The following is a 24,537-nucleotide window of genomic DNA, read 5'->3' on the forward strand; positions in this document are numbered from 1 at the left end:
TCAGGGATTCGCCGGGACCCCCATTCGGAGGATCGTTCCACCGGTGTCGGACGACTCCACGGAGAACTCACCGCCCGCCTTGCTCACGACCCAGTACATCAGCCAGATCCCGAGTCGGTCCGCGTGCTTCAGGGAGGTTTCGCCCCGTTCGAGCACGTGGGTCTCACGTTCCGGGATACCCGGCCCGTCGTCTTCGATCTCGATGTCGATCCACTCCTCGTCTCGCCGATCGACGCGTATCTGGACCGTCGGGTTCGGGGCGTCGTTGTGCTTGACCGCGTTCTCCACGGCCTCCTCGATGGCCGTCTCGAGGCCGACCACGGTCACGGAGATGCAGGTATCCTCGGGGACCGAGAGGTCGAACGTCGCGTCCGGATACTGGTCAGTCATCCGACTCAGGATCTCAGATAACCGATCCCGCAGTTCGACGGTCGTCTCGCCCGTATGAGTCTCCGAGAGCGTGTGATCGATCTTCCGCACCGTCTCCGCGATCCCCATCAAGTCGTTGGTCGTCTCCGCGATCACGTCGAGCGAGCGCTGTCGCTCTTCCTCGTCGGGATCGCGCCGCATGAGATCCATGTACCCATCGATGAGGTTCATCTTGTTGCGGAGGTTGTGGTTGAGCACGCGACCCATCACCTCGAGCCGCCGCTCGCGTATCTTCCGGTCCGTGATGTCGGACTGGAACCCGACGTAGTGGGTGACCGTCCCGTCGTCGTCGCGGATCGGGGCGATCGTGAGTCGGTTCCAGAACCGCTGGCCGTTCGCGCGGTAGTTCACGATGTCGACGGCGACCGGTCGCTCGTCGTCGATCGCTTTGCGGACCGCCGCCCGAGTCTGCGGGTCCGTGTCCTCGCCCTGCAGGAATCGACAGTCGTTCCCGAGAATCTCCGGGCCGTAGCCGGTGAGTGCTTCGAATCCCTCGTTCACGTACACGAGCGGGTCATCGCCGTCGCCGGCCTCCGCGAGCGAGATCCCGACCGGCGACTCGTCCATCGCCCGCTCTTTCAGCTTGAGGTCCTCGACGGTTTCCCTGAGCCGTCGCTCGCGTTCGGCGAGCCGGAGAGACGTCCGACGCCGTTCGACGAGGTTGGCGATCCGCGAGCGGAGCGCCTGCTTTCGGACCGGCAGTTCGATGATGTCGTCGACGTAGTCCCAGGTTCGCTCTTGCACCTCTCCCGCGTCGTCCTCGCCGACGAGCAGGACGAACGGAAGAAAAGTGGGTTCCGCGAGGTCGCGCCGCGACTGGACCGTGCCCGCGACTCGGGCGAACTCGCGCATGTCGAAAACACAGCAGTCGAACGTCGACCCGAGCGTCTCGACGTCCGTCGTCGTCTCGACGGTGTACCGTTCATTCAGCGCTTCCATCAACAGCTCTCGGTTCCGGTCCGACCGCATGAACAGCAGGATTCGCGGGTCGTTGCCGGGCGAGTTGGCATCGATCGGGGGCGCGTCGTCGAGGGGGTCAGCGTCGTCGAGGGGGTCAGCGTCGTCGGACGCGGAATCCCTCTCGGCTCCGCTGGAGGGCGGGCCGTCGGTAGCCTCGTTCGGGCCTGCGTCCATTTCCGTTAACACGAGACCCCACACGCATTAAGAGCTATGGATGCAGCCATCTCGGGGAAATCGCTCGCGTTCGGCCCGACGGGTGTTATAACTACCCGCGGACCGATCGTCCCTGCATGAAACCGTCACTCTCGGATCGGATATCGACAGGCGTCACCGGACTCGACGAGATTCTCTCCGGTGGGTTCGTGCCGCACCGGAGCTACATGGTACGCGGGCAGGCCGGCAGCGGCAAGACGATACTGGGATTCCACTTCTTACAACAAGGGATCGACGAGGGGGAGACGGCGCTTTTTATCAACCTCGAAGAGGACCTCGACGATCTCAAAGCGAACGCGGCGGCGTTCGGCTTCGACACCGACGCCATCGAGTTCCTCGATCTGAGCACGTCCGCAGACGAGTTCACCGAGGACCAGTCCTACGAGGTGTTCAGCACCGCTGAGGTGGAACAGGAGCCGCTCACCGATCGGATCGTGGAGGGCGTCACCGCTGTCGATCCCGACCGCGTCGTCGTCGATCCGCTGACCCAGCTCCGGTTCCTCATGTCCGACGAGTACCAGTTTCGCAAACAGGTCGTCGGGTTCATGCGATTCTTAAAAGATCAGGACGCGACAGTGGTGTTCACCGTTCAGAACACGCAATCGAACCCCACCGACGACCTCGAGTTCATCACCGACGGGACGATTCGACTCGGAGCCGAGGAGTACGGCAAGACGATTTCGGTGCCGAAGTTCCGCGGGTCCGCGACGCAAAGCGGAAAGCACGCCTACCGGATCACCGATGACGGTATGGAGGTGTATCCGGCGCTCCAGCCCGGCGAATACACTGGCACGTTCGACCTCGAACAGGCCTCCGCCGGCGTCGACGAGATCGACGAACTGCTCGGCGGCGGGATCGAACGGGGAACAGTGAGCATCTTCAGCGGACCGACGGGCGTCGGCAAGACCACGCTGGGGACGCAGATCATGAAAGCGGCCGCCGAGCGCGGCGAGCGCTCCGTCATCTACCTGTTCGAGGAGACGAAACAGACGTTTCTCACCCGCTCTCGGGCGGTCAACATCCCGGTCGACAAGATGATAGAGCGGGGAACGCTCCAGGTGACGGAAGTGGAGGCGCTGGAACGGTCGCCACAGGAGTTCGCGCGGATGGTCCGCGAGGAGGTCGAAACGAGGGACGCAGACATCGTGATGATCGACGGGATCGCGGGCTACCGCCTGACGCTCCGCGGCGAGGACGGGATGCTACTCCAGCAGATGCACGCGCTGGGTCGCTACCTGAAGAACATGGGCGTGACGGCGATATTCCTCGACGAGACGCGGAACATCACCGGCGAGTTCGAAGCGACCGTCGAGAACATCAGCTACCTCGCTGACAACATCGTCTTCCTGCGACATCTGGAACTGGAGGGCGAGATGCGAAAGGCGATCGGCGTGTTGAAAAAGCGCACGAGCGACTTCGAGCGAACCATCCGAGAGTTTCAGATCACCGAGGACGGAATCGTCGTCGGCGACCCGCTGTCGGATATCCGGGGCATCCTGAGCGGCACGCCGGAGATCGTCGAAGAGCGACCGAAGACGACGGATTCCGCCGCTAGGTGCGACGAGTAGGGCGCCTCACTCGACCGGTTCGTTTCCATCAGTCGCGGTCCCGTCCGCGTCCACCACCGCCTTGCCGGTCGCCTCCGGCATCACTCGGCGATCGGCGTTCTCCCACTCGCGGTCCAGCTCCGCGCCCTCGAACAATCGGTCGAGGAACACCGCGAGCCCGGCGACTTCCGAGTGCGGCTGGTTCGTCACGCCCACGTTGAAGTCGGCGCGCTCGTAGAGCGCCCACGGCACCTTCTCGCCGCCGACGACGACGAGGAGGTCGTCGCCCGCCTGGACCGCCTCGCGGACCTCCGCCTCCACGTCCTGGACGCGCTCGCCGTACATCGTGAGGTGGACGACGGTCCCCTCGAACTCTCGGACGATCGCCTTCTGGTCGTCGCGGAGTTCGACCGCGAACGGGCCGCCGAACCGGTCCGTGATGTCCCGCACCGTCTCGGCCGACTGTCCGGCGTTGTCGGGGAATATCACCCGGTCGGCGCCGAGCGCTCGGGCCGTGAGCCCGACGTGGGTCGTCATGCGGTCGTCGCGGCCCGGGCGGTGACCGTACCGGAGGACGACGACCTCGCGCGCATCGTGCATACCGGCGGTGCGACCGCGAGCGGCGTGGTCCTTTCGATGCCGGTTCGCCGGCGACGCCCGGTCGCAGCGAACATAGCTATCCATGGTTGTGGATCGTTCACCGAAACTGAGGCGAGAGGTGCCCACGTAACTGAAAGATTCATGGGGGAGGCGGTCACCGAATGCGGTATGACGAGCGTCAAGGAGTTCCGCGTCGACGAGGCCGCGACCGCCGACTCGCTGGGCCGCGGTCGGTTCGTCTTCACCGACGCGTACTCGGTGTTCGACTGGGGGCAGATGCCGGACGCGATCCCGCGCAAGGGTGCGAGCCTCTGTGCGATGGGCGCGTTCAACTTCGAACTGCTGGAAGACGAGGGGATCCCGACCCACTACCGAGGCGTCGCGGATGCCGACACCGGTGAGATCGTTCCCCTCGCCGACGCGACCGCCCCGCCGACGGAGATGGCCATCGATCTCACACAGGTCCCCGACCTGCCGTACGAGGGGCCCGACGCCGGCTACGACTACGACGCCTTCCACGCCGCGGGCGGCGAGAACTACCTCGTCCCGCTGGAGGTCGTCTTTCGCAACCGGGTCCCCGTTGGGTCCAGCCTCCGGCGCCGCAGGGAGCCCGCCGACTTCGGGCTCGACGCGGGCACCGATATCGACGCCGACGCGTGGCCGGACGGGCCGGTCGACCTCCCCGAACCGGTCGTGGAGTTCTCGACGAAGTACGAGCAACAGGACCGCTACCTCACTCGCGACGAGGCCGACCGGATCGCCGGCGTCGCCGACATCGACGCCCTCGAATCGCTCGCGCGCGACGTGAACCGAGTCGTCACCGACCGCGCCGAGACGGCCGGATTCGTCCACGAGGACGGGAAGATCGAGTGCCTGTACACGGACGGCGAACTCCGCGTCGCCGACGTGGTCGGCACGTTCGACGAGAACCGCTTCTCCTACGGCGGGCGCGGGATCTCGAAGGAGGTCGTCCGGCAGTGGTACAAGGCGAACGACCCCGCGTGGGTCGAGGCCGTGAAAGAGGCGAAGGCGGCGGTCACCGACCGAGACATCGACGACTGGCGCGAGCTCTGCGAGGCGGACCCCGACCCGCTTCCGCCGGCGGTCGTCGACGCGGTTTCGGCGCTGTACGCGGCCGGGACGAACGCGTACACCGACCAGGAGTGGTTCGACGTTCCGGACATCGAGGCGGCGCTCGACGCGGTCGACGAGTTGTAGGGAGAACGCCCGAACCCTCACGATCGACGAAACGCGAGGGAACCTCTTTAGCCCCGACGCGTGTGGGTCGACACATGCCCACCGACGCCGACTTCGGGGAACGACTCGAAGCCAAGACCGTCACGTATCTCGATCGGATCGACGACTGCGTCGCTCTCCTTCCGCGTGCCCTCGACGAGTACGCGAGCGGGGGCGACTACCGCGAGACGGTCGACGAGATCGCCGCGATCGAAAGCGAGTGCGACGAACTGGTCCGAGATATCACCGGAACCATCACCAACGCCGGCCCGGACGACATCGGGCTGTTGAACACCCGGATCAACTTCAACGAGTCGGCGCTGCTCGACTTCTACAAGGAGCTCGACGTGGTTCCGAACCACACCGAGCGGATCGTCCAGGAGGTGGTCATGATGCGGCCCGACGCCGACGGCGACTCCTTCCGCGACATGCGAGCGATGGCTACCCGAATCGTCGAGATGACCGCGGTCCTCGGCGACGTGGTCGAGGGGTTCGTCCGCGGGCTCGCGCGGAGCGACGCCACCGAGACCCTCACGGAGGGGATTGAGACGATTCGCGGCCTCGAAAGCGAGTGCGACGAACTCCGCAACGACGCCATCGAAACGGCGTTCGCCGACGATGCGGTCGCTCAGCCGCTCGTCTACCGGGAGCTCGCGATCCTGCTGGACGAGCTCGCGAACACGATCGAGGACCTGACCGATCGGATGGTCGTGATCGCGAGCAAGGAGCCGGGGATCGTCACCGAGGCGGACCCCGAAGCGGACGGCGAGTAAAGGTATAAAACCGACCGGGGCGAAAATCGCCTCACCGTCGCGCCCAGTCGAGCATCCGCTCGTAGAAGGGGTCCGAGGCGAGCGCGTCGACGTCGCCGACAAGCGTCAGCTGCTTTTTCGCCCGCGTGAGCGCGACGTTCATCCGGCGGTGGTCCTCGAAGATCGGGCCGTCGAGGTCGCCGGTCGCGACCAGCGAGACGACGATCACCGCCTTCGAGGAGCCCTGGAACCGGTCGACGGTGTCGACCGTGACCGAAGTCCGCCGACCGATCTCGGCGACCTGCGCGCGGAAGGGAGCGATCACCCCGATGTCGTCCGGGTCGACGCCGGCGGCGACGTAGGCGTCGACGATGTCGGCGACGCGCGCGGCCTCCCGGACGTTCCGGTTCCCGTCGCGGGTCCCGTCCGGGTCGACGAAGCTCACGCCCCCCGCGAGCCCCTCTGGGAGGTCGGCCGGGTCGACACCGAGGTCGCGGAGGGTCTGGCCCGCCACCTCTGGGGTCGCCGGGCGAAGCGCGCCGTCGTAAAACTCGGCGGAGGCGAACGCCTGGATGCGCTGGCTCATCCGGTACTGGCGGTCGAGCATGACGCTCGCGTCGGGGTATCTCTCGATGAGTCGTTGAAAGAGGGAGGTCTGGAGGTCGTTTTCCGCGCGCACGACCGGGGGGAGCTGCTCGTGATCGCCGACGAGCACGAACCGGTCCGCGCGATTGATCGCGGCGTGGGTCCCCGGCTCCGTGAGCTGGGAGGCCTCGTCGACGAGCGCCACGTCGAACTCACACTCGCGGAGGACGCGGGAGCCGCAGGCCGCGGTGGTGGCGGCGACGACCGGCGCGTCCCGCAGTTCGGCGGCCTTCGCGTTCGGGTCGCCGCGCTGGACGAGCCGCACGTCCTGCATGTCGCCGCGGACGCCGGTTTGTGTGCCCACTCGCAGCACATCTTCAAAGCCCTGATCGCGCAGCGCTTCGAGGGCGTTGTCGACCGCGCGGTTGGTGAACGCCGAGAGCAACACCCGGTTCCCCTCGGCGACGAGCGCGCGGATCGTCCGGGCGATGGTGTACGTCTTCCCGGTGCCCGGCGGCCCGTGGATCAGCGCGCAGTCCTCGGCGTCGACGGCGAGCTCGACGGCCTCGTTCTGGGCCGCGTTGTTGTCGATGTAGGAGTCGGGGGCGTCTATGGGGCGCTCGCTCTCCGCCCGGAACTCGGGCTCCCGACGCCCGAACAGCACATCCTTGCGTCGATCGCTCCCTTTTAAGATCGCGTCGTGGAGCGCGGTGAGCGAGCGGTCGACGGAGATCTCGGAGGGGTAGACGTCGAGTCGCCGAAGCTCGACCGGCTCGTCGGTCTCGACGACGACCTCGTCGCCGTCGAGCGCGGTGATGCGGCCGAGTTCGCCGTGGCCGGTCACGGGGTCGCCGTCGCTCGCGAGCGCCACGTCGCCCTCGCGGAGCTTGGAGACGGCGTCGCCCGGCTTGCGTGCGCTGAGCTCCCACCGGGCGTCGTCGATCTCCGTCTGCGAGACCGGCTCCAGGTCGATGAGGGCGCGGTCGTCCGCGGCGCGCTCCGCCGGGGTCTGTTCCCACAGCTTCCGGTACTCGGCGTGGGTCTCGCGGCGCTCCTCTTCGAGGGCCACGTAAAAGCGGTCGAAGTAGTCGCGCTCCTCGTCGGGAACCGGCGTCCCGACCGACCCCGCCTTCGACTCCTGATCGAGCCGTCCGGAGACGACCATGCAGGTGTCCTGCTCGAAGCAGTACTGGCATTTCGCGTCGGCCTCGTACCCCGTCGGAACGGTGGGCCGCTCGCCGGGGTCGTTGAGCGCACGCCACTCCATCGCCGCGAGGGCGTTGCGCTCGCGGACGACGAACTCTAACAGGCCCCGGCCCACCGAGAACTCCTTGGCGGGCGCCAGATCGCCGGTCGCCTCGTTGCGGTCGAGCGCGGTGTTCTTCGTGTACAACAGCGTGCCGATGTCGGGGTCGACGCCGCGCTCGTCGAGCATCAGCGCGTAGCAGGCCGCCTGGATCTTGTCGTGGAAGCGCGGCTCGCGCTTGGTGTTCTTCCCGGTCTTCAGTTCGACGGGGGTCCCGCGCCGGAGCGCGTCGGCGCGCCCTTTTAAGCCGAACGTCGGCGAGATGAGGGTGAACTCCGACCGCCACGTGTCCTCGTCGGTCAGCGTCCCCTGCGAGAGCCACCCCTCGATCGCGGCGGCGTTCCGGCGCACCTCGTCGGCGACTTCCTCGGGCTCGTAGCCCAGCAGGCCGAGTTCGAGGCCGGCCTCCTCGACGCGGTCGGCGACCGATTCCTCCAACTTCATCCCACGTAGCAGGTCGCCGAACACCTCGTGGACGACGGTCCCCTTGACCACGGGGTAGTTCAGCGGGATCCCGGAGAGCTTATTTAAATAGTACATCCGTGGGCACTGCACCCACGACCGGATCCCGGTCACGTCGACGAGGAAGTCGGGTTCGAGCACGACCCACGAGTCGCCGGTGGTGGCGTACCCCGTCTCGCCGCCGAACTCGTCTTCCTCCCCGTCCGTGACGAGCAGTTCCATGCCCGGCTCGGCGTGCTCGGCGGTCTCGGTCCACTTGCCCCACAGCGTCACGTCGACTGCGTCGCCCGCGCCGCGGTCGGGCCGGATCCGAAGCTCGCGGAGCTCTCGGTCCCCGTACGACGTCGACACCGTCCGCGACTCCTTGACGGAAAGGATCGGCCCCCGAACGTTCACGGCCGTCATCGGCGGCGGCCTCGAAAAACGCTGTCGGTGAGGGCTGTTCCCCGACCAACCGACACGGTGGATCCAACCCCGATCGAACTCGTAGCTGGCATATACCCCACGGGCCCTCTGTCCCGACATGAGCGACTCGACGTTCGACCGCTACGGTCGCCCCTCGATTGCCGTCGTCGTCCTCGTCATGGCGACGCTCTCGCTGTACAGCGGCTACCTTCGGTTCGAGCAACAGGGGATCGTCGTCATCGCCGACAGCGCCGTGAGCCTCTACATCGCCGGTCTCATGCTCTGGGGCCTGTTCCGCGAGGGGTTCGACACGCCCCGCTTCCAGATCCTGTTGTACCTCGGCCTCGTGCTCTGGGGCGGCGTCGACTTCCTCCTCGGCACCGGCTCGACGGTATCGGTGGTCCTCGGGGTCGGCGGCTTGATCCTGCTCGCGCGGGCGGCGTACCGGTACTCGCAGCGACAGCGAAAGCCGGTGTACGACCGGTAGTCGGCGCGACCGACACGCTCAAGCGCGCTCACTTATAAGTGGCCGTTGACATGCGCGTGCGAGACTGGGACGACATCCTCGCCGACGTCGCGAGCGACTCGACCGACCCCGACGGCTGGCGCGCGGTCGCCGGCTCCAGACGCGAGGGGCTCGGCGAGGACCTGTACTTCGGCCACCCGAGCGTCGGCGTCTACCACCTGAAGACGTACGCGAAGAACCCCCGCGACCTCCGCGGCGTGGGCGCGAGGATCGCCCGCCGGGTCGACGACGGGCTCGACCCCCTGCTCCCGGGCGAGGAGTCGCCCGGGCGGTTCGCGGTGCAGTCGCCGCCGGAGGACGAGGAGCAGGCGAAGGACGCCGCGACGCGGCTGCGCGAGACGCTGAAGGTCCACGCCGAGGCGCCGACGAGCCCCGACCACCTGTTCGAGGACGTGATGGAGGCGATCGACTCGCCGGCGTTCGGCCCGATGGACTACGAGTTCGACGGGCGCCCGGACGAGCTCGACGAGCTCTCCGACACCTTCGAGGAGGCCGAGGAGCTCCTCTCGTCCGAGCTCGAGGACCTGATCGACGAGGACGACGTTGACCGCGGGTTCCACTGATCGGTCGTTTATAAGTTGTCGACGGCAGATCCGCAGTGAAGCCCTCCAAAGCCCCAGCCGCGACGACTCGCGCGCTTTGCTGCGCTCCTCGTCACTCGCTTCGCTCGTTCCTGCGGTGCTTGCTGCAGCGTGCTTCGTCCTCGCGACTGCCCCTTTGAGTCCCACCCGACCGCACCGCACAGCCTCACACCTCCCCAACCTCGCCGCGGGCTCCCTCGCGCGTGCGGCTCGCGACCGAAGGCCGCTCGCCGGCACGCGCCACCGCACCGTTGCTTATAACGGATCACAACCGGGGCAGCGGCACACTTGCCGACGCCCCTTTATAAACAACGCCCGTACGATCCGCATGAGCTATCCGGTCACATACTACTGTCCGCACTGCGGAACGCTCGTCGAACTGGAGCGCGACGGCTACCTCGCGGACAAATCGGTGACGCCGTACCCCTTCGAAGGGTGGACGTACGTCGCCCCGACGGGCCCGTTCGAGGGCGACGACGCCGACGGCGTCCGCTTCGTCTGCGGCGAGAGCGACGGCGTCGACTGGGACCCCCACGACGGAGTGCGCGGCTCGGACGTGGGCGGCGACGAGCCCTATCGGGAGCCGGACGCGGAGGGAACCGGCTGCGGCGAGCCGTTCTACCTCTCCTTCGTGCGCTACGAGGAGGGCCGCGAGATCGACCCGCGCGCCGAATCGGAGCTGGTGGAGATCGATCCCGACCCTCGCCCGAGTGGACCGCGCGGCCCGAGCGACCCGTCCGGACCTGACGGGTCGGGCGACGGTTCGGGCGGCGGCTTCTGGTAGGACCGGGAGCGAGGGCCGCTTCCGGCACTTCGCGAGCAGAGGGCGAGTTCGAGCCAAACTGACCGTAGCATTATGACGCTGAAGCGCGATAGGGGAGGTATGGCAGACACGAAATCGGGGCGCGATAAGCAGGCGCACGACGAGGAGCGCCGACGGATCCAGCGAGACATCTCGGAGGCTCGAGAGCGCGGCGACGAGTCGGAGCCGATCGCCGACCCGCCGACCGAATGTCACCGTCGGGGCTGCTCCGAGCCCGTGGCGTTCTCTGTCACCGAGCGCTATCAAGAGGAGACCGGCGCGGGCGCCGTGGAGGCGACCGCGTTCCTCTGCGTCGATCACACCGCGGAAGAGTCCCCGGCGAACGTGGACGACGCGTACGACGGGTACGTGTTCCACGTCGAGCCGGTCTCGGCCAGCGACGGTAACTGAGACGCCGACGCGGACGACTGACAAACCACTTACTGCGGGAGCCAGAACGGTCAGGTATGGAAAGCATCAACCGGACCGCGATCGAGCTCGTCGACGAGGCGCTCGACTTCGCCGGCGAACTCGACGTCGTCGGCTACGAGCTGGACAACGGCGCTACCGTCGTCGACTTCGGCGTCGACGCCGCCGGCGGCGTCGAGGCGGGACTGTTGCTCGCCGAGATCCAAACCGCCGGACTCGCGAACCTCCGCACTCGCATGGGCGAGGTAGCGGGCGCGCCGCGCCAGTACGTCGAGCTGTCGACCGACCACCCGGCGATCGCGCTGCTCTGCTCGCAGAAGGCCGGCTGGGAGCTCGAATTCGAGTCGGGCTACGAGGGGCTCGGCTCGGGGCCGGCTCGGGCGCTCGTCGGACAGGAGGCCGAGTTCGAGCGCGTCGGCTACTACGACTCCTCCGAGTTCGCCACGCTCGCCGTCGAGTCGACCGCGCTCCCGACCGAGGAGGTCGCCGAACACGTCGCTGACCTCGCCGAAGTCGAGGCCGAGGGCGTGTTCCTGCCGGCGTACGCCACCGGCTCCACGGCGGGCTCGGTCGCGACTGCAGCGCGGGCCGCGGAGCTCGCCGTCTTCCGCCTGCTGGAGCTCGGCTACGAGCCGACCGACGTGCTCCACGCCTCGGGCGCGGCGCCGATGGCCCCGGCCACCCGCGACGAGGACCTGGCGATGGGACGAACGAACGACGCCTTGGCCTACGGCGGGGAGGTCCACCTGCAGGTCGCGCGCGACGACGACCGCTTCGACCAGATCGTCTCGACCGCCCGCGAGGAGTACGGGACGCCCTTCGTCGAGGTGTTCGAGGACGCCGGCTGGGACTTCTACGAGGTCGACGAGCGCGTCTTCGCCCCCGCGAAGGTCACCGTCGACGTGATCGACGGCCCCGTCTACACGGTCGGCGAGACGGACGAGGAGCTGCTGGCGGAGTCGTTCGACTACCGCTGAGGCGGCTCGACGATGCGCCTCAAGCCGGTCCCCGAACCGCCCGACTCCCTCGACGACCTCCGCGCGTTCCAGCGGGCGGTGCCGCTCGTCCCGGGGAGCACCGACGACTGCTGCGCCCGACTCCGCGAGCGCCGAGGACTCCCCGACCGCCAGACTGCGAACGACTGGCTGGCGTTCCTCCGCGCGCTCGGGCTGGTTCGGGAGACCCCGCGCGGATTCGTCAGGGCCGATGCGGAGCCGACTCCAGAACAGGTCCGTGAGGGGCTCCGCGAGGGCGTGCTCCTCGTTCCCGAGGCACTCGCCGCCCTCCGGGACGCCTCCCCGGCGGACCCGCTCACGCCCGACGAGCTGTACGCGGCGACGCGGGAGTCGGTCCCGCGACACGACCGCGCCCGCGATCCGGACTGGGAGGCGACGTGGCGCGAGCGCGCCGATCGGCTCCTCCGGTGGCTCGCGCTCGTCGACCTCGCCGAGGGGGTTGAGACGAGCGGAAATCGGGATCCGGACGCGGGTTCTGTCGCCTACGTCGCCGGCGACGCCGCTTGAAACGCCACTGTACGGCGATCGATACTCGTCCCGTGACAAGCCTTTTACTCGGAGCCGGAGTGGTACTGCCATGGGACGATTCGACGGGCGGGACGGACCGCTGACGGTCCGGTACGAGCCGACGAGCGTGAAGGACCTGCTCGTCGAGATGAAAGACACCGCCGAGCTGTTGATCGACCTGTCGTACTCCGCGGTCCTCCACGGGAGCCCGACGATCGCCCACGAGGTCGTCGACCTCGAACACCGGATGGACGTGCTTCAGATGCGCGCGCGCATGAGCCTCATGCTCGCGGCCCGGAGCCCGGACGAGGCCGAGACGCTGGCGCCGGTGCTGGGCGTGGTCGGCGCGGCCGACAAGATCTCGGACGCCGCCGGCGACATCGCCAAGATCGTTACCGAGGAGATCGGCCTCCCCGACGCGATGCGCGGCGCGCTCACCGAGGGCGTCGAGACGCTGGTCCGCGGCACCGTCTCCCCCGACTCCGCGTACGCGGGGCGGACGCTGAAGGACATCGACCTCGAGTCGAAGACGGGCGTGCGCGTCATCGCCATCCGGCGCGACGACGACTGGATCTTCAACCCCGGCCCGAAGACGCGGATCGAGGTCGACGACGTGACGCTCCTCCGCGGACCGGAGACGGGCGTCGTCGACGTCCACCCGACCCTGACCGGTGATCCGTTCGATCCGGTCGATCCACCGGAGCCCGCCATCCCCGACTTAGAGCGCGCGGTCGACTCCATCGTGCTGATGAAGAACCTCTCGGAGCTGGCGGTCGACCTGGCGTACGGCTCCGTCCTGTTCGACAACGAGGCGCTCGCCGAGGAGGTGTCGAACCTGGAGATCGAGGTCGACGCGCTCCAGTCGCGGTTCGAGGCGTGGACGCTCCGAGCCGCCCGCGAGGCCGACGACCCCGTCTCGCTGCGCGGGCTGATCCATCTCGGCGTCGCGACCGAGGAGATCTCGGACGCCGCCCTGGAGATCACCGAGGGCGTCATGCGCGATATCGGCGTCCACCCGGTCGTGGAGATGGCGGTCCAGGAGTCCGACGAGATCATCACCCGGACCGTGATCGCCGAGGGGAGCGACCTCGACGGGACGCAGATCGCGAACGGACTCCCCGCGACGGACATCTCGACGAGCGTCATCGCGATCCGGCGCCCCGACGAGGGGTGGCTCGTCGGCCATGACATCGACACCACCCTTCGGGGCGGCGACGCCGTCATCGCGAAGGGGACCCGCACCTCGGCCGAGGAGTTCGAGGCGCTCGCGGCGTGACGGTGCCTCGAACAGCCGACCCCGATCGGCTCGCCCGGGCGTACTACGACGCGCTCGACGCCGGCGACTACGACCGGCTCGCGGACCTGCTCTCCCCCGAGTTCGTCCAGCGCCGACCCGATCGCACCTTCGAGGGACGCGACCGCTTCGTCGCGTTCATGCGCGACGAGCGCCCGATGACCGATACGACCCACGCCGTCGATGCGGTGTACCCCAAGGGCCCCGGCGTCGCCGTCCGCGGGCGGCTGCTCGACGCCGACGGCGACGAGGTGTTCGCGTTCGTCGACGTCTTTTCGGTCGACGACGGGCGACTCGCCGCGCTGGAGACGTACGCGGCGTCGAGCGACGAGTAGCGTTCACCGACGGGTCAGCAGATCGGTCACGACTCGTACTCGGCCCAGACGTAGCGCGTCCCGTAGCTCCGGTAGGGCCGCCACGCCTCGCCGATCTCGCGCAGCTCCGCGCGGGTCAGCTCCGCCCCCTCGTTGTACACCTGCTCGATCCCCTTCCGCACGGCCAGATCGCCCAACGGGAGCACGTCCTCGCGGCCCAGCGCGAAGATGAGGTACATCCGCGCGGTCCACGCGCCAACGCCGCGGATCTCGGTGAGCGCGGTGACGACCTCCTCGTCGCTCGCGTCCGCGAACCCGTCGCGCGTGAGATCGCGATCGCCGTCGCGAAACGCCCCGGCGGCCTCGCGCAGATACTCGACCTTTGTCCCGCTGAGGCCGGCGTCGCGAAGCGCGCTCTCGTCGGCCGCGAGCACGGTATCGGGCGTCGGATCGCCGTCTAGCACGTCCACGAACCGCTCGTGAATCGCCGCCGCCGAGGCGGTCGAGAGCTGCTGGTTCACGATCGAGGTGCAGAGACGGGCGAACTCGTCGCCCGCGGGTTCGACCGCCAGAGCGCCGTGTCGGTCGATCAGCCGCGCCATCGTCGGGTCTTCGCGGAGGGTCGCCGCGACTCGCTCGTTCATCGGAGCGTGATTGGCTCTCGAGACGGGAGTGCGTTTCTCCCGTGCGACCTGCGCATATAAACTTACAGTAAGTTTTTCGTTTGGAAGATGGAAACGTTCAACCATGATGGTTCCGACCCCTTTGGTATGCAACTCGAAGAGGTTCAGCGCGTAACGGTTCTCGGTGCCGGAAACATGGGCCACGGCATCGCGGAAGTGGCCGCGCTCGCCGGCTACGAGGTGTCGCTGCGGGACATCGAAGAGGAGTTCGTCCAGGACGGGTACGACCAGATCGAGTGGTCGCTCGGGAAGCTCGCCGAGAAGGACCGGATCGGCGAGGACGAGGCGGAGGCCGCGCTCGACCGCGTGGAGGCCTTCGTCGACCTCGAAGACTCCCTCGCCGACGCCGACGTTGTCGTCGAGGTCGTCCCCGAGAAGATGGCGATCAAGAAGGACGTGTACGACGAGGTCGTCGAGTACGCGCCGGACGAGGCCGTCTTCGTCACCAACACCTCCAGCCTCTCTATCACCGAACTCTCGGAAGTCACCGACCGACCCGAGCGCTTCTGCGGGATGCACTTTTTCAACCCGCCGGTGCGAATGGACCTGGTCGAGGTCATCTCCGGCGAGCACACGTCCGAGGAGACGCTCGAACTGATCGAGGGACTCGCGGAGTCGATGGGGAAGACCCCGGTCCGCGTCCGGAAGGACAGCCCCGGGTTCATCGTCAACCGCATCCTCGTCCCCCTGATGAACGAGGCGGCGTGGATCGTCGAGTCCGGCGACGCCACGATGGAGGCGGTCGACTCCACGACGAAGTTCGACATGGGGCTGCCGATGGGCTCGTTCGAGCTCGCCGATCAGGTCGGCATCGACGTGGGGTACCACGTGCTCGACTACATGCACGAGGTGCTCGGCGACGCCTATCGCCCCTGCCCGTTGCTCGTCGAAAAGGTCGACGCCGAGGAGCTCGGGAAGAAGACCGGCTCCGGCTTCTACGACTACGAGAACGGCGGCGCTCAGATTCCGTCCGACGCGATCGACGCCGACGTCCGCAAGCGACTGCTCGCGGTGATGGCCAACGAGGTCGCCGGTCTCGTCGGCAACGACGTGGCCGACGCGCCCGCGATCGACCGCGCGGTGATGCTCGGCGCCGGCTTCCCGGACGGCCCGGCGAAGCTCGCCGACGCCGAGGGGCTCACCGAACTCGTCGACGTACTCGACGATCTCCACGAGGAGACCGGCGAGGAGCGCTACGAGGCGACCGATGCCCTCCGCGAAGCCGCCCAGGCGGGCGGGTTCCACGGTGGAAGCGACGAGGACGCCGACAGCGAGCCCGAGGGCGACGCGCTCGCCGCCTACGACACACTCAACGTCGCCGTCGAGGACCGAATCGGCCACATCGAGATCGACCGGCCGCACCGGATGAACACGATCAGCGGCGAGCTGCTCGACGAACTATCCGACGCGATCGACCGCCTCGACGCAGACGACGACGTGCGGGCGCTCCTCCTCTCCGGCGCGGGCGACCGCGCCTTCTCCGCGGGGGCCGACGTGCAGAGCATGGCCGCCGGCGGGACCGACCCGATCAACGCCGTCGAGCTCTCGCGGCAGGGACAGCAGACGTTCGGCAAGCTGGAGGAGTCGGACAAGCCGGTCGTCGCCGCCATCGACGGCTACTGCTTCGGCGGTGCGATGGAGCTCGCGACCGCGGTGGATCTCCGGATCGCCTCCGAGCGCTCGGAGTTCGGCCAGACCGAGATCGATCTCGGACTGATGCCGGGCTGGGGCGGCACCCAGCGGCTCGCTCGGATCGTCGGCGAGGGACGGGCGAAGGAGATCATCTTCACCGCCGACCGCTACGAGGCGGAGACGCTGGAGGGGTACGGCTTCGTCAACGAGGTCGTCTCCGGCGACGAGATCGACGATCGGGCATGGGAGCTGGCCGAGTCGCTCGCTGCCGGCCCGCCGATCGCACAGAAGTACACGAAGCGCGCGATACACGCCGGCCGCACCGACGGCGAGGCCGGCCTCGAAGTGGAGGCGATGGGCTTCGGCCACGTGATGAACACCGATGACCTCATGGAAGGCGTCACGGCGTTCATGGGCGACGGCGAGCCCGAGTTCGAAGGGAAGTAGGGAACGAGCGCTCGCTGCGAAAATCCTTAAAAAGGTCACGAATGGACCGCTGAATACGGCGGACGAATCGACGTGCGGCAGACGTCGGGTACGGTCGACGGCACGTCTCCGAGCTAGCAATTATCACGCAAACTATACTTCCTCAGAAGTTGTACATAATTGTTGGTGATATTAATGTCACAAGCTACTGCCAACAGAAACGTCGAACTCCTCAAAGACGGGTACCGCGCGTTCAACGATTCCGACATCGAGAGCGTCATGGCCATCATGTCCGAGGACGTCGAGTGGACCGAACCCGAGGGCCTCCCGCAGAGCGGCACTCACCGTGGCCCCGAGGCTATCGTCGAGAACGTGTTCACTCCAGTGATGGAGCAGTTCGAGGACCTCAATCTCGAGATAGACCGCTTCGTCGTCGACGGTGACACCGTCGTCGCTCTCGGCACCTCCAGAGGGCGAGGTCGCGAGACCGGCAAGGACCTCGAGAACCCGTTCGCGCACGTCTACGACTTCGAGGACGGGCAGATCACTCGGTTCGTTCAGCACACGAACACGTACCTCTCGCGAGATGTCATCGGCGCCTGACGTCGGGTCCGACAGCGGAACGGTACCCAACTACGTTTTTAAACAGATTCCACGCGTGAATTCCCGGTTTCGATTCCCGTAACGCCTGCCCCGACTTACTCCTCCAGCCGCGCCGAGAGGAACGTCCACTGTGCGTCGTCGCCGTCGTCGAGCGAGTCGTCGGCTCTCCACTCCCGTTCGACGGCAAACCCCGCGTTTCGGAGGTGATCTCGGGTCGCCTCGACGCCCGCGATGTGCCACTGCATCTCGACGCCGGTGCCGAGCCAGTCGGGGTTCGTCCCGCGCCATTCGTCCGGTCCCTCGGAGCAGAGGAGTCGACCGCCGTGAGCGAGGACGCGGGCGAACTCGTCGACGACCGCTTGGTGTTGCTCGCGCGGGACGTGTATCAGCGAGTGGAACGCTGTCACCGCGTCGAACGCGTCGTCGCGGAAGGGGAGCGCCGTCATGTCTCCCTGCGCGATGCCCGCCTCGGGGACCCGATCCGCGGCCAACTCCAGTTGGGTCCGAGAGATGTCCGTCCCGAAAGCGGTCGCCGACGCGGCCAGGTCTCGAAGGACCGGCGTTCCCTGTCCGCAGCCGGCGTCTAGGACGCGCGCTGATTCGGGGAGCTCGTCGAGAAACTGAGACAGAACCTCGCGCCCGCGACCGTCTTCGACTCGGTCCGCGGCGTACGCCTCCGCCAGCTCGTCGTACCCGCGGCGGACGGCGTCTTTATCCACCATGCCGGCCGACTACTGAGGCCCGACCGTTCAAGACTTCGGTCGGAACCGCGCGGGAGCGCCGAGGCGGTCGGGTCGGTTTTATACGTACCCTTCCTCGACGAGCAGCTCGCCGTTCAAAAGCGAGGCGCCCGCCGCGCCGCGGATCGTGTTGTGCGCGAGGCAGTTGTACTTCGCGCCGGCGTTCGTCGCCTGCACGCCGCCGGCGACGATGCCCATCCCGTCCGCGTACGTGCGGTCGAGGCGGGGCTGGGGGCGCTCGGGCTCGTCGTCGCCGAACACCTTGATGAGCTGGTCGGGCGAGCTGGGGAGCGCGCCGGCGCCCTCGAACGAGCGCATCGCCTCGCGCAGGTCCGCGGGCGAGGGGTCCTCGGCGAACTCGGCGAAGACGTTCTCCAGGTGGCCGTCGAGGGTGGGGATCCGGTTACAGGAGGCGGCCACGTCGGCGCCGTGGAGGTGGACCTCCGCGCCGTCGAACTCGCCCAGAAGTTTGCGTGACTCCGTCTCCATCTTCTCCTCCTCGCCGCCGATGTGCGGGATGGCGTTGTCGATGATCTCCATCGAGGTGACGCCGGAGTAGCCGGCGCCCGACACCGCCTGCAGGGTGGAGACCCGGACGCTCTCGAGACCGAACTCGTCGATCGCCGCGAGGGTCGGGACCATCGTGATCGTCGAGCAGTTCGGGTTCTTGACGAGGGCGCCGTCCCAGCCGCGCTCGTCGCGCTGGACCTCGATCAGGTCGAGGTGGCCGGGGTTGATCTCGGGGATCGTGAGGGGGACATCCGCCGCCATGCGGTCGTTCGAGGAGTTCGAGGAGACGACGTACCCCTCATCTAAGAACGCCGGCTCGACCTCGGCCGCGACGCCCGAGGGGAGCGACGAGAAGAGGAGGTCGACGTCGGCGTCCGCGATACCCGCGGGCGTCGTCTCTGTGACCTCCATCTCGGCGACGTCGTCCGGGATGGGCGTGTCCACGCGCCACTTGGCCGCCTCGCGGTAGGTCTTGCCCGCGCTGTCCGCGCTCGCGGTGACCGCGGCGAGGTCGAACGTCGGGTGGTCGTCGAGCAACTGGATGAACCGCTGTCCCACGGCGCCGGTGGCACCGAGGATGCCGACTCGTACAGACATTGCGCGTGGGTCTGTCACAGGGACGTAAGTGCGTTCGGATACGCGTCGATGCCGCCGGGCGCGGCACGCGACATTTATATATCCCACCGTGTCAGTACGTGGCAATGACCGACTTCGGAGTGCTGTCAGTCGCCCCGCCGTTGCTCGCGATCGTCCTGGCGGTGATCACTCGAAAAGCGGTGTTGTCGCTGTTCCTCGGCATCTGGTCCGGAGCGGTGATCGTCACCGGCGGGCTCGGTATCGTGCAGACGTTCGAGTGGATCGTCGCGGCGGTCTCTGACGAGTTCCAGGCGACTATCCTCGTGTTCACCCTGCTGCTCGGGTCCGGCGTCGCCATGGTGTGGAACCTCGGGGGGACCGCCGCGGTCCGCGACTGGGCGCTCGACCGCCTCGACTCCCAGCGGCAGGCGGGGCTCGTCGCGTGGGGGCTCGGGATCGTCCTCTTCTTCGACGACTACGCGAACACCGCGATCGCCGGCTCGGCGATGAAGGACGTCTCCGACCGCCTCCGGATCTCCCGCGAGAAGCTCTCGTACATCGTCGACTCCACCGCCGCCCCGGTGGCGACGCTGGGGATCTCCTCATGGGTCGCGTTTCAGCTGTCGCTCATCTCGGAGGGGTACGACTCCGCCGGTGTGGCCGAGGCGAACCGCCCCGGTACCTTCGAGGTGTTCGTCTCCTCGATTCCGTTCAACATGTACGCGATCCTCGCGATCGTGATGGTCCTCCTGATCGTGGGCTCGGGCCGCGACTACGGCGAGATGTTGACCGCCGAACACCGCTCTTGGACCGCCGGGAAGGTGACGCGCGACGAGGCCGTGCCGATGCAGGACGTGGCGGGCGAACTGGGCGAACCGCCGGCGTCGACGCCCCGGCTCGTCAACTTCTTCGTGCCCGTGGCGGTCCTGATCGGCGTCACGGTCGCGACCGCGCTGTGGTCCGGCGAGTTCTCACTGGCCGGCTTCGGCGGCGACCTCATCGCGGGCGAGTTCGAGGCGGCCGGCGGTCGGCTGTGGGACGCCGCGCTCAACGCCTCGTACGAGGTTGCGCTGATGATCGGCTCGTTCGCGATGGTCGTCAGCGGCTTCGCACTGGGAAAGGCGTACGGGATATTCGGCGTCGGGGACGCGACCGAGTACACGATCGACGGGTTCGGGATCATGCTCACGGCGGTCTCCATCCTCGCGCTCGCGTGGGGGATCGGCGAGGCGATCGACGCGCTCGGCACCGGCGCCTACGTCGCGAACATTGCGGTGGGATCCGTCTCGTCCGCCCTCCTCCCCGCGCTGGTGTTCGTCGTCGCCGGCCTCATCGCCTTCTCGACCGGCACCTCGTGGGGGACGATGGGGATCGTCACCCCGATCGCGATCCCGATCGCGTGGGAGATCAGCGGCGGCGGCGCGGCGGGCCACACGCTGGTGGCGGCGATGGTCGGCGTCATCTTCTCGGGGGCCATCTTCGGCGACCACAGCTCGCCCATCTCCGACACGACCGTCCTCTCGGCGACGTTCACCGGCGCCGACCTTATCGACCACGTCCGCACGCAGATCTACTACGCGGTCACCGTCGCGGCGGTCGTCGTCCTCCTCCTCGTCGTGTGGGGGGTCACCCGGGTGACGCCGCTCGTGCTGCTCCCGCTCGGTGCCGTCCTGCTCGCCGGGCTCGTCTACCTCCTCTCCGAGTTCGACGCCGCTCGCCGCGGGATCGACCCCGTCACAGTCTCCGAGTCGCAGACGGACGACGGCGAGCGAGTGGTCGTCGCCGGCGCCGAGCAGGACGACTGACGGCGACAGGCGGACCATTTAAAAGCGCAGACCGGCTACCACCGCTTGCGCGCCCTCAGTCCCCGCCCGAGTACTCCCCGATGGGAGCGATGACAGCGCGGAGAACCCAGGCGCGTTACATGTGGTCGCTGACGCGACCCGCCCGTCGCCGCGCAGGCGACCGCCCGCCACGAGGGTTTCCCGGTTGACGCGGCACGCCGCCGGAGATGAGACCGGTCGTTAGTGTCGCGGGCGACATTTCCGTGTATCCGACAGCGGCCGCGCTCGGCTACGCCGAGTCTCGCAACACCAGCGGCCCGATCGCCAGCGTCCGCTTCGCGAGGGTGAGGACGCGGAGCACGTAGGAGACGAACAGCGAAAACGGGAGGAGCGTGAGCGCGAACGCGGCTCCGACGACGAGCGTCACGTGGTCCACGCCGAGGGTGCGGCCCGGGAACGTTCCGGCGTCGACGACTGTGAGCATGAGGCCCGCGACGACCAGCGCCGGGACTGCAGCGTAGAGGATCTGCCGCGAGAGGTCGATCAGCGCCCACTGGAAGTACAGCGTCTTGACGTGCTCGCGACCGGGACCGAACAGCAACAGCGACTCCTTCAGCCCTTCGAGCAGGTCCCGCTCGTCCTCGGTGAGCGTCTCGTCGTGGTCGGCGGCGACGCGCTCGATCCGGCCGATCTTCGGGCTGTAGTCGAAGTCGATAGCAGCGAACACCACATCGAAGGAGCCGAACTCCGCGCCGTCCAGCCTGTCACGCACGTTGCCGGCGTTTTCGACGACCCCTGTGGTGAGTTCGTCGATATCCTCCCAGAGGGCGGTCTCGTCGGGATCATCGCCATCGTGCTCGCGGACCGACTCGTGGAGGTCCTGAGCGCGGCGGGCCGCGGCCCCGAGGATCGCGTCGAGGAACGCAGCGGGGTCCGTGGGTACCGGGGAACCGGTCAGTTCAACGACAGACTCTCGGACTGAGAGCGTGTCGTTCATCCGTTTCTGCTGTTCTCCGAGCGGGCCGTTCTCCTGCGTGAGCACGACCTGACCGATCGTGACAACGAGCGTCGCCCCGGTGACGATCACCGTGATCATCGAAGCGAACAACGTCTCGATCGAGTCGCTCGATCCGAGCTTCTCAGCGAGAGACGGCGAGAAGGCGACCGCCACGGCGACGAACGCGACGAAGATGACGATCGTCAGGACTCCCGCGACGACGAGCCGATTCGCGCGTAACAGCAGCCAGAGCTTCACCCGGTTCTCCTCGGCGCGTTCGCGCATCGTGTCGGCGGTACTCGCGTCGCTGTCGGCGTCGGCGGCGTCGGCGGCGTCGTCCGCGCTCGACTCCACTTCCGGGTCCCCGTTCATCGCGGCTCAACGGCCACCGCGAGGTCGTCGACGTAGTGGGTCGCGTCGGCTTCTCGGATCACCGCCGTGCCGACGGCGAGCCACGGTGCATCGCGGAGCCCGCCGGACGACGTCTCACGTCCGTTCATAACGGGAAATGTGACGCCAGGCCCATACATAAGTAGACGGTGCGTTACGGGGCGAGTCAGGAAAGTACGACTTGCTTAGCTAACTCTCGGCGGAGTCGACGCGCGCGATACCTTTTAAATCGCGGCGCCGCTCCGACCGCTCGCGGTCGGCGCTACACCCCAGACCGTCGGAGCGACACCCGAACTGTTATCGGACGGGCCGTGAAGGATGTAGCCGTTGCACGATGGATCCACTCTTCCTCGCGCACGTCTCCGTCTTCTCTCTGTCGGCACTCGTGTGCCTCGTGGCCCTCCCGCAGGCCATGCGTGTCGAGCACCCGGAGACCCGTGAGGGGCTACTCGGGCTCCTCCTCACGGTCGCCGTCTGGGCGGGCGGCTACGTGGGCTACCTCGTCGCGCCCGGCGAGTCGCTCAAAACCGCGTTTTACATCCTGGGGTTCGTCTTCGCGCTGCTCGCGGTGGGCGCGTGGCTCTACTTCTGTGCCGCCTACACCGGGCGTTCGCCGCGACGCGCCCCGTACAGGTGGCTCGTCGTCGGCGTGTTTGCGGTGATCAGCTTGCTAAAGGTGACCAACCCGCTCCACGAGCTGTACTTCACGACGGCGTGGGTCTCCGAGCCGTTCCCGCACCTGGCGATTCAACACGAGCCGCTGTACTGGGCGGTTCTCGCGCTCTCGTACTCGGTCATCGCCGTCGGGTTCTTCATGCTGATCGAGCAGTTCTACTACGCCGGCGCCGACAGTCGACCCCTCGTCGCGCTCGTCGCCGTCACGGCGATCCCGACGGCTGCGACCATTGTCGGCGGGGAACTGTCGTGGCTCCTCCCGCTGATGTACGAGCCGCCCGGAGTGGCGCTGTTCGTCGTCGGGACGTTGTTCATCTACATCCGGCGGTTCGAGTCGATCCGGTTCGCGGCCGAGAGCGACGACGCGGCGATATTCCTCGATCAGTCCGGGAACGTCCGGGATTACAACCAGGCCGCGCGCCTGCTGTTCCCGTCGCTCCGCGGAGCGATCGGCGAGCCGCTCGACTCGGTACTCCCGCGTCTCGCCGTCGATCGGGACGGGGACGGTGTGATCACGGTGGAGGGGGAGACGCTCGGCGAAGGAGACGAGCCGACCCAGACGGAGCGATTTTTCCACGTCTCCCGCAACGCGTTCGCCGCCGGCGGCGTGACGTCCGGCGAGCTGCTCACGATCGACGACGTCACGGACCGGGAGCAGTACCGGCTCCGACTGGAGGAGCGGACCGAACAGCTGGAAGCGCTGAATCGGGTCGTCCGCCACGACATCCGCAACGACATGGCCGTGGTCCACGGGTGGGCCGAGACACTCCGCGACCACGTCGACGAGGAGGGGCAGGACGCGCTCGACCGCGTGCTCCGGAAATCCTCGCACGTCATCGAACTCACCGAGACGGCTCGCGAGTTCGTCGACTCGCTCACCGGGGACGCGGTGCTCGACGTGAAGCCGGTCGATCTGGGTGACGTGTTGAGCAGCGAGATTCGGACCGCATGCGACTCGTTCCCGAACGCGACGTTCCGCGTGCCCGAGGACCCACCTCGGGTCACCGTGCTCGCGAACGAGATGCTCGCGTCCGTGTTCCGGAACCTTCTGAACAACGCGGTCCAGCACAACGACACCGATGACCCCGAGGTGACCGTCTCTTGCGAGGAGGTCGACGATCGGGTTCGCGTCCGGGTCGCCGACGACGGGCCGGGCGTTTCCGACCCGGTGAAAGCGGAGGTGTTCGGGAAAGGCGAGAAGGGGCTCGAGAGCGCCGGCTCCGGGATCGGGCTCTATCTCGTCGGGGTCCTGACTCGACAGTTCGGCGGCGACGTGTGGATCGAGGACAACGAGCCGCGCGGGGCCGTCTTCGTCGTCGAACTCGCGCGGGCCGACGAGGGCCCTGACGAAGCCGCGCTGCCCAGCGAACGCCCGACCGATTCCGACGCGTCGCTCGAACACGACGCGGGCGACCGCATTCTCGATGACGTGTCGACCGACAGATAGGCACTCGAGACGCTCTGGATTGGCACTCGAGACGCCGATCGACGGACCGTTTGCGCGACCCGAATCGGGCGATTCGACGGATGCGACTCGGCCGTCCTCGAACCCGCAGG

General features: G+C 67.7%; 23 protein-coding genes. 15 read left to right on the top strand and 8 right to left on the bottom strand.

Translation table 11 applies throughout. The features are described 5' to 3' along the window. On the bottom strand, window positions 1-1,563 hold the full coding sequence (locus ACNS88_RS01475; protein WP_435093216.1) for a PAS domain-containing protein: 1,563 nt from the start codon (window positions 1,561-1,563) through the stop codon (window positions 1-3). A 116-nt stretch (window positions 1,564-1,679) separates the two neighbouring features. On the opposite strand from ACNS88_RS01475, the gene ACNS88_RS01480 reads away from it, so the two are divergent. Further along, window positions 1,680-3,170: an ATPase domain-containing protein gene (locus ACNS88_RS01480; RefSeq protein WP_435093218.1), complete on the top strand. Its 1,491-nt coding sequence runs from the start codon at window positions 1,680-1,682 to the stop codon at window positions 3,168-3,170. A gap of 6 nt (window positions 3,171-3,176) precedes the next feature. On the opposite strand, the gene ACNS88_RS01485 is transcribed toward ACNS88_RS01480, so the two are convergent. Further along, the gene (locus ACNS88_RS01485; RefSeq protein ID WP_435093220.1) at window positions 3,177-3,749 is read right to left on the bottom strand and encodes a tRNA (cytidine(56)-2'-O)-methyltransferase; all 573 of its coding nucleotides are present in this window, start codon (window positions 3,747-3,749) and stop codon (window positions 3,177-3,179) included. 168 nt (window positions 3,750-3,917) lie between these two features. Here ACNS88_RS01485 and ACNS88_RS01490 point away from each other — a divergent pair, with 168 nt between their 5' ends. Both ACNS88_RS01490 and ACNS88_RS01495 read left to right on the top strand, forming a co-directional pair. Further along, window positions 3,918-4,967, top strand: a complete 1,050-nt coding sequence (locus ACNS88_RS01490; protein WP_435093222.1) for a phosphoribosylaminoimidazolesuccinocarboxamide synthase — start codon at window positions 3,918-3,920, stop codon at window positions 4,965-4,967. 74 nt (window positions 4,968-5,041) lie between these two features. Continuing rightward, window positions 5,042-5,758 (top strand): DUF47 domain-containing protein, encoded by a 717-nt coding sequence (locus ACNS88_RS01495; RefSeq protein WP_435093223.1) that lies wholly within the window; start codon window positions 5,042-5,044, stop codon window positions 5,756-5,758. Between the two features lie 31 nt (window positions 5,759-5,789). On the opposite strand, the gene ACNS88_RS01500 is transcribed toward ACNS88_RS01495, so the two are convergent. Further along, on the bottom strand, window positions 5,790-8,486 hold the full coding sequence (locus ACNS88_RS01500) for an AAA domain-containing protein (protein WP_435093641.1): 2,697 nt from the start codon (window positions 8,484-8,486) through the stop codon (window positions 5,790-5,792). 127 nt (window positions 8,487-8,613) lie between these two features. On the opposite strand from ACNS88_RS01500, the gene ACNS88_RS01505 reads away from it, so the two are divergent. From ACNS88_RS01505 to ACNS88_RS01540, 8 genes are all read left to right on the top strand, one after another. Further along, window positions 8,614-8,982: a hypothetical protein gene (locus tag ACNS88_RS01505; protein ID WP_435093225.1), complete on the top strand. Its 369-nt coding sequence runs from the start codon at window positions 8,614-8,616 to the stop codon at window positions 8,980-8,982. Window positions 8,983-9,032: 50 nt separating this feature from the next. Then, a complete protein-coding gene (locus ACNS88_RS01510) occupies window positions 9,033-9,584 on the top strand; it encodes a hypothetical protein (protein ID WP_435093227.1) in 552 nt (183 codons plus the stop codon). 346 nt (window positions 9,585-9,930) lie between these two features. After that, window positions 9,931-10,386 (top strand): DUF7969 family protein, encoded by a 456-nt coding sequence (locus ACNS88_RS01515; protein WP_435093229.1) that lies wholly within the window; start codon window positions 9,931-9,933, stop codon window positions 10,384-10,386. Between the two features lie 99 nt (window positions 10,387-10,485). Further along, window positions 10,486-10,815: a hypothetical protein gene (locus ACNS88_RS01520; RefSeq protein WP_435093231.1), complete on the top strand. Its 330-nt coding sequence runs from the start codon at window positions 10,486-10,488 to the stop codon at window positions 10,813-10,815. Window positions 10,816-10,871: 56 nt separating this feature from the next. Continuing rightward, on the top strand, window positions 10,872-11,810 hold the full coding sequence (gene mch, locus ACNS88_RS01525; protein WP_435093233.1) for a methenyltetrahydromethanopterin cyclohydrolase: 939 nt from the start codon (window positions 10,872-10,874) through the stop codon (window positions 11,808-11,810). A gap of 12 nt (window positions 11,811-11,822) precedes the next feature. After that, on the top strand, window positions 11,823-12,356 hold the full coding sequence (locus ACNS88_RS01530) for a double winged helix-containing putative transcriptional regulator (protein WP_435093235.1): 534 nt from the start codon (window positions 11,823-11,825) through the stop codon (window positions 12,354-12,356). Between the two features lie 70 nt (window positions 12,357-12,426). Continuing rightward, entirely contained in the window at window positions 12,427-13,632 is a 1,206-nt protein-coding gene (locus ACNS88_RS01535) for a potassium channel family protein (protein ID WP_435093237.1), read from the top strand. Beyond that, on the top strand, window positions 13,629-13,985 hold the full coding sequence (locus tag ACNS88_RS01540) for a nuclear transport factor 2 family protein (protein ID WP_435093239.1): 357 nt from the start codon (window positions 13,629-13,631) through the stop codon (window positions 13,983-13,985). Before ACNS88_RS01535 ends, ACNS88_RS01540 begins: the two co-directional genes overlap by 4 nt. 26 nt (window positions 13,986-14,011) lie before the next feature. Here ACNS88_RS01540 and ACNS88_RS01545 read toward each other — a convergent pair whose 3' ends face one another. After that, window positions 14,012-14,608: a DNA-3-methyladenine glycosylase family protein gene (locus tag ACNS88_RS01545; protein WP_435093241.1), complete on the bottom strand. Its 597-nt coding sequence runs from the start codon at window positions 14,606-14,608 to the stop codon at window positions 14,012-14,014. A 126-nt stretch (window positions 14,609-14,734) separates the two neighbouring features. Between ACNS88_RS01545 and ACNS88_RS01550 the strand changes: the two genes are divergently transcribed. Next, a complete protein-coding gene (locus ACNS88_RS01550) occupies window positions 14,735-16,726 on the top strand; it encodes a 3-hydroxyacyl-CoA dehydrogenase/enoyl-CoA hydratase family protein (protein WP_435093243.1) in 1,992 nt (663 codons plus the stop codon). Window positions 16,727-16,900: 174 nt separating this feature from the next. Then, window positions 16,901-17,308, top strand: coding sequence for a nuclear transport factor 2 family protein (locus ACNS88_RS01555; RefSeq protein WP_435093245.1), 408 nt, complete (start codon window positions 16,901-16,903; stop codon window positions 17,306-17,308). 95 nt (window positions 17,309-17,403) lie between these two features. On the opposite strand, the gene ACNS88_RS01560 is transcribed toward ACNS88_RS01555, so the two are convergent. Further along, window positions 17,404-18,030: a class I SAM-dependent methyltransferase gene (locus ACNS88_RS01560; RefSeq protein ID WP_435093247.1), complete on the bottom strand. Its 627-nt coding sequence runs from the start codon at window positions 18,028-18,030 to the stop codon at window positions 17,404-17,406. A 78-nt stretch (window positions 18,031-18,108) separates the two neighbouring features. After that, complete coding sequence (gene asd, locus ACNS88_RS01565; RefSeq protein WP_435093249.1) at window positions 18,109-19,155, bottom strand: aspartate-semialdehyde dehydrogenase; 1,047 nt, start codon at window positions 19,153-19,155, stop codon at window positions 18,109-18,111. A gap of 104 nt (window positions 19,156-19,259) precedes the next feature. Here asd and ACNS88_RS01570 point away from each other — a divergent pair, with 104 nt between their 5' ends. Next, the gene (locus ACNS88_RS01570) at window positions 19,260-20,939 is read left to right on the top strand and encodes a Na+/H+ antiporter NhaC family protein (RefSeq protein WP_435093251.1); all 1,680 of its coding nucleotides are present in this window, start codon (window positions 19,260-19,262) and stop codon (window positions 20,937-20,939) included. Window positions 20,940-21,207: 268 nt separating this feature from the next. Here the strand turns inward: ACNS88_RS01570 and ACNS88_RS01575 are convergent, their stop codons facing one another. Both ACNS88_RS01575 and ACNS88_RS01580 read right to left on the bottom strand, forming a co-directional pair. Beyond that, entirely contained in the window at window positions 21,208-22,287 is a 1,080-nt protein-coding gene (locus ACNS88_RS01575) for a DUF7972 family membrane protein (protein ID WP_435093253.1), read from the bottom strand. Then, window positions 22,284-22,415, bottom strand: a complete 132-nt coding sequence (locus ACNS88_RS01580) for a hypothetical protein (protein ID WP_435093254.1) — start codon at window positions 22,413-22,415, stop codon at window positions 22,284-22,286. Before ACNS88_RS01580 ends, ACNS88_RS01575 begins: the two co-directional genes overlap by 4 nt. Before the next feature lie 224 nt (window positions 22,416-22,639). Here ACNS88_RS01580 and ACNS88_RS01585 point away from each other — a divergent pair, with 224 nt between their 5' ends. Further along, window positions 22,640-24,427, top strand: coding sequence for a sensor histidine kinase (locus ACNS88_RS01585; RefSeq protein WP_435093256.1), 1,788 nt, complete (start codon window positions 22,640-22,642; stop codon window positions 24,425-24,427). The last annotated feature ends 110 nt before the right edge of the window (window positions 24,428-24,537 follow it).

Origin of the sequence: Halorubrum shenae (genome assembly GCF_051194165.1) — an archaeon.
Taxonomy (GTDB): Archaea; Halobacteriota; Halobacteria; order Halobacteriales; family Haloferacaceae; genus Halorubrum.

Excerpts from the sequence above, each read along its gene's own strand:
- ACNS88_RS01545 (WP_435093241.1), bottom strand. The coding sequence starts at position 14,608 with ATGAACGAGCGAGTCGCGGCGACCCTCCGCGAAGACCCGACGATGGCG.
- ACNS88_RS01560 (WP_435093247.1), bottom strand. The coding sequence starts at position 18,030 with ATGGTGGATAAAGACGCCGTCCGCCGCGGGTACGACGAGCTGGCGGAG.
- mch (WP_435093233.1), top strand. The coding sequence starts at position 10,872 with ATGGAAAGCATCAACCGGACCGCGATCGAGCTCGTCGACGAGGCGCTC.
- ACNS88_RS01510 (WP_435093227.1), top strand. The coding sequence starts at position 9,033 with ATGCGCGTGCGAGACTGGGACGACATCCTCGCCGACGTCGCGAGCGAC.
- ACNS88_RS01485 (WP_435093220.1), bottom strand. The coding sequence starts at position 3,749 with ATGCACGATGCGCGCGAGGTCGTCGTCCTCCGGTACGGTCACCGCCCG.
- ACNS88_RS01475 (WP_435093216.1), bottom strand. The coding sequence starts at position 1,563 with ATGGACGCAGGCCCGAACGAGGCTACCGACGGCCCGCCCTCCAGCGGA.
- ACNS88_RS01535 (WP_435093237.1), top strand. The coding sequence starts at position 12,427 with ATGGGACGATTCGACGGGCGGGACGGACCGCTGACGGTCCGGTACGAG.
- ACNS88_RS01515 (WP_435093229.1), top strand. The coding sequence starts at position 9,931 with ATGAGCTATCCGGTCACATACTACTGTCCGCACTGCGGAACGCTCGTC.
- ACNS88_RS01505 (WP_435093225.1), top strand. The coding sequence starts at position 8,614 with ATGAGCGACTCGACGTTCGACCGCTACGGTCGCCCCTCGATTGCCGTC.
- ACNS88_RS01490 (WP_435093222.1), top strand. The coding sequence starts at position 3,918 with ATGACGAGCGTCAAGGAGTTCCGCGTCGACGAGGCCGCGACCGCCGAC.
- ACNS88_RS01570 (WP_435093251.1), top strand. The coding sequence starts at position 19,260 with ATGACCGACTTCGGAGTGCTGTCAGTCGCCCCGCCGTTGCTCGCGATC.
- ACNS88_RS01520 (WP_435093231.1), top strand. The coding sequence starts at position 10,486 with ATGGCAGACACGAAATCGGGGCGCGATAAGCAGGCGCACGACGAGGAG.
- ACNS88_RS01550 (WP_435093243.1), top strand. The coding sequence starts at position 14,735 with ATGCAACTCGAAGAGGTTCAGCGCGTAACGGTTCTCGGTGCCGGAAAC.
- ACNS88_RS01480 (WP_435093218.1), top strand. The coding sequence starts at position 1,680 with ATGAAACCGTCACTCTCGGATCGGATATCGACAGGCGTCACCGGACTC.
- asd (WP_435093249.1), bottom strand. The coding sequence starts at position 19,155 with ATGTCTGTACGAGTCGGCATCCTCGGTGCCACCGGCGCCGTGGGACAG.
- ACNS88_RS01585 (WP_435093256.1), top strand. The coding sequence starts at position 22,640 with ATGGATCCACTCTTCCTCGCGCACGTCTCCGTCTTCTCTCTGTCGGCA.
- ACNS88_RS01495 (WP_435093223.1), top strand. The coding sequence starts at position 5,042 with ATGCCCACCGACGCCGACTTCGGGGAACGACTCGAAGCCAAGACCGTC.
- ACNS88_RS01575 (WP_435093253.1), bottom strand. The coding sequence starts at position 22,287 with ATGAACGGGGACCCGGAAGTGGAGTCGAGCGCGGACGACGCCGCCGAC.
- ACNS88_RS01580 (WP_435093254.1), bottom strand. The coding sequence starts at position 22,415 with ATGAACGGACGTGAGACGTCGTCCGGCGGGCTCCGCGATGCACCGTGG.
- ACNS88_RS01530 (WP_435093235.1), top strand. The coding sequence starts at position 11,823 with ATGCGCCTCAAGCCGGTCCCCGAACCGCCCGACTCCCTCGACGACCTC.
- ACNS88_RS01555 (WP_435093245.1), top strand. The coding sequence starts at position 16,901 with ATGTCACAAGCTACTGCCAACAGAAACGTCGAACTCCTCAAAGACGGG.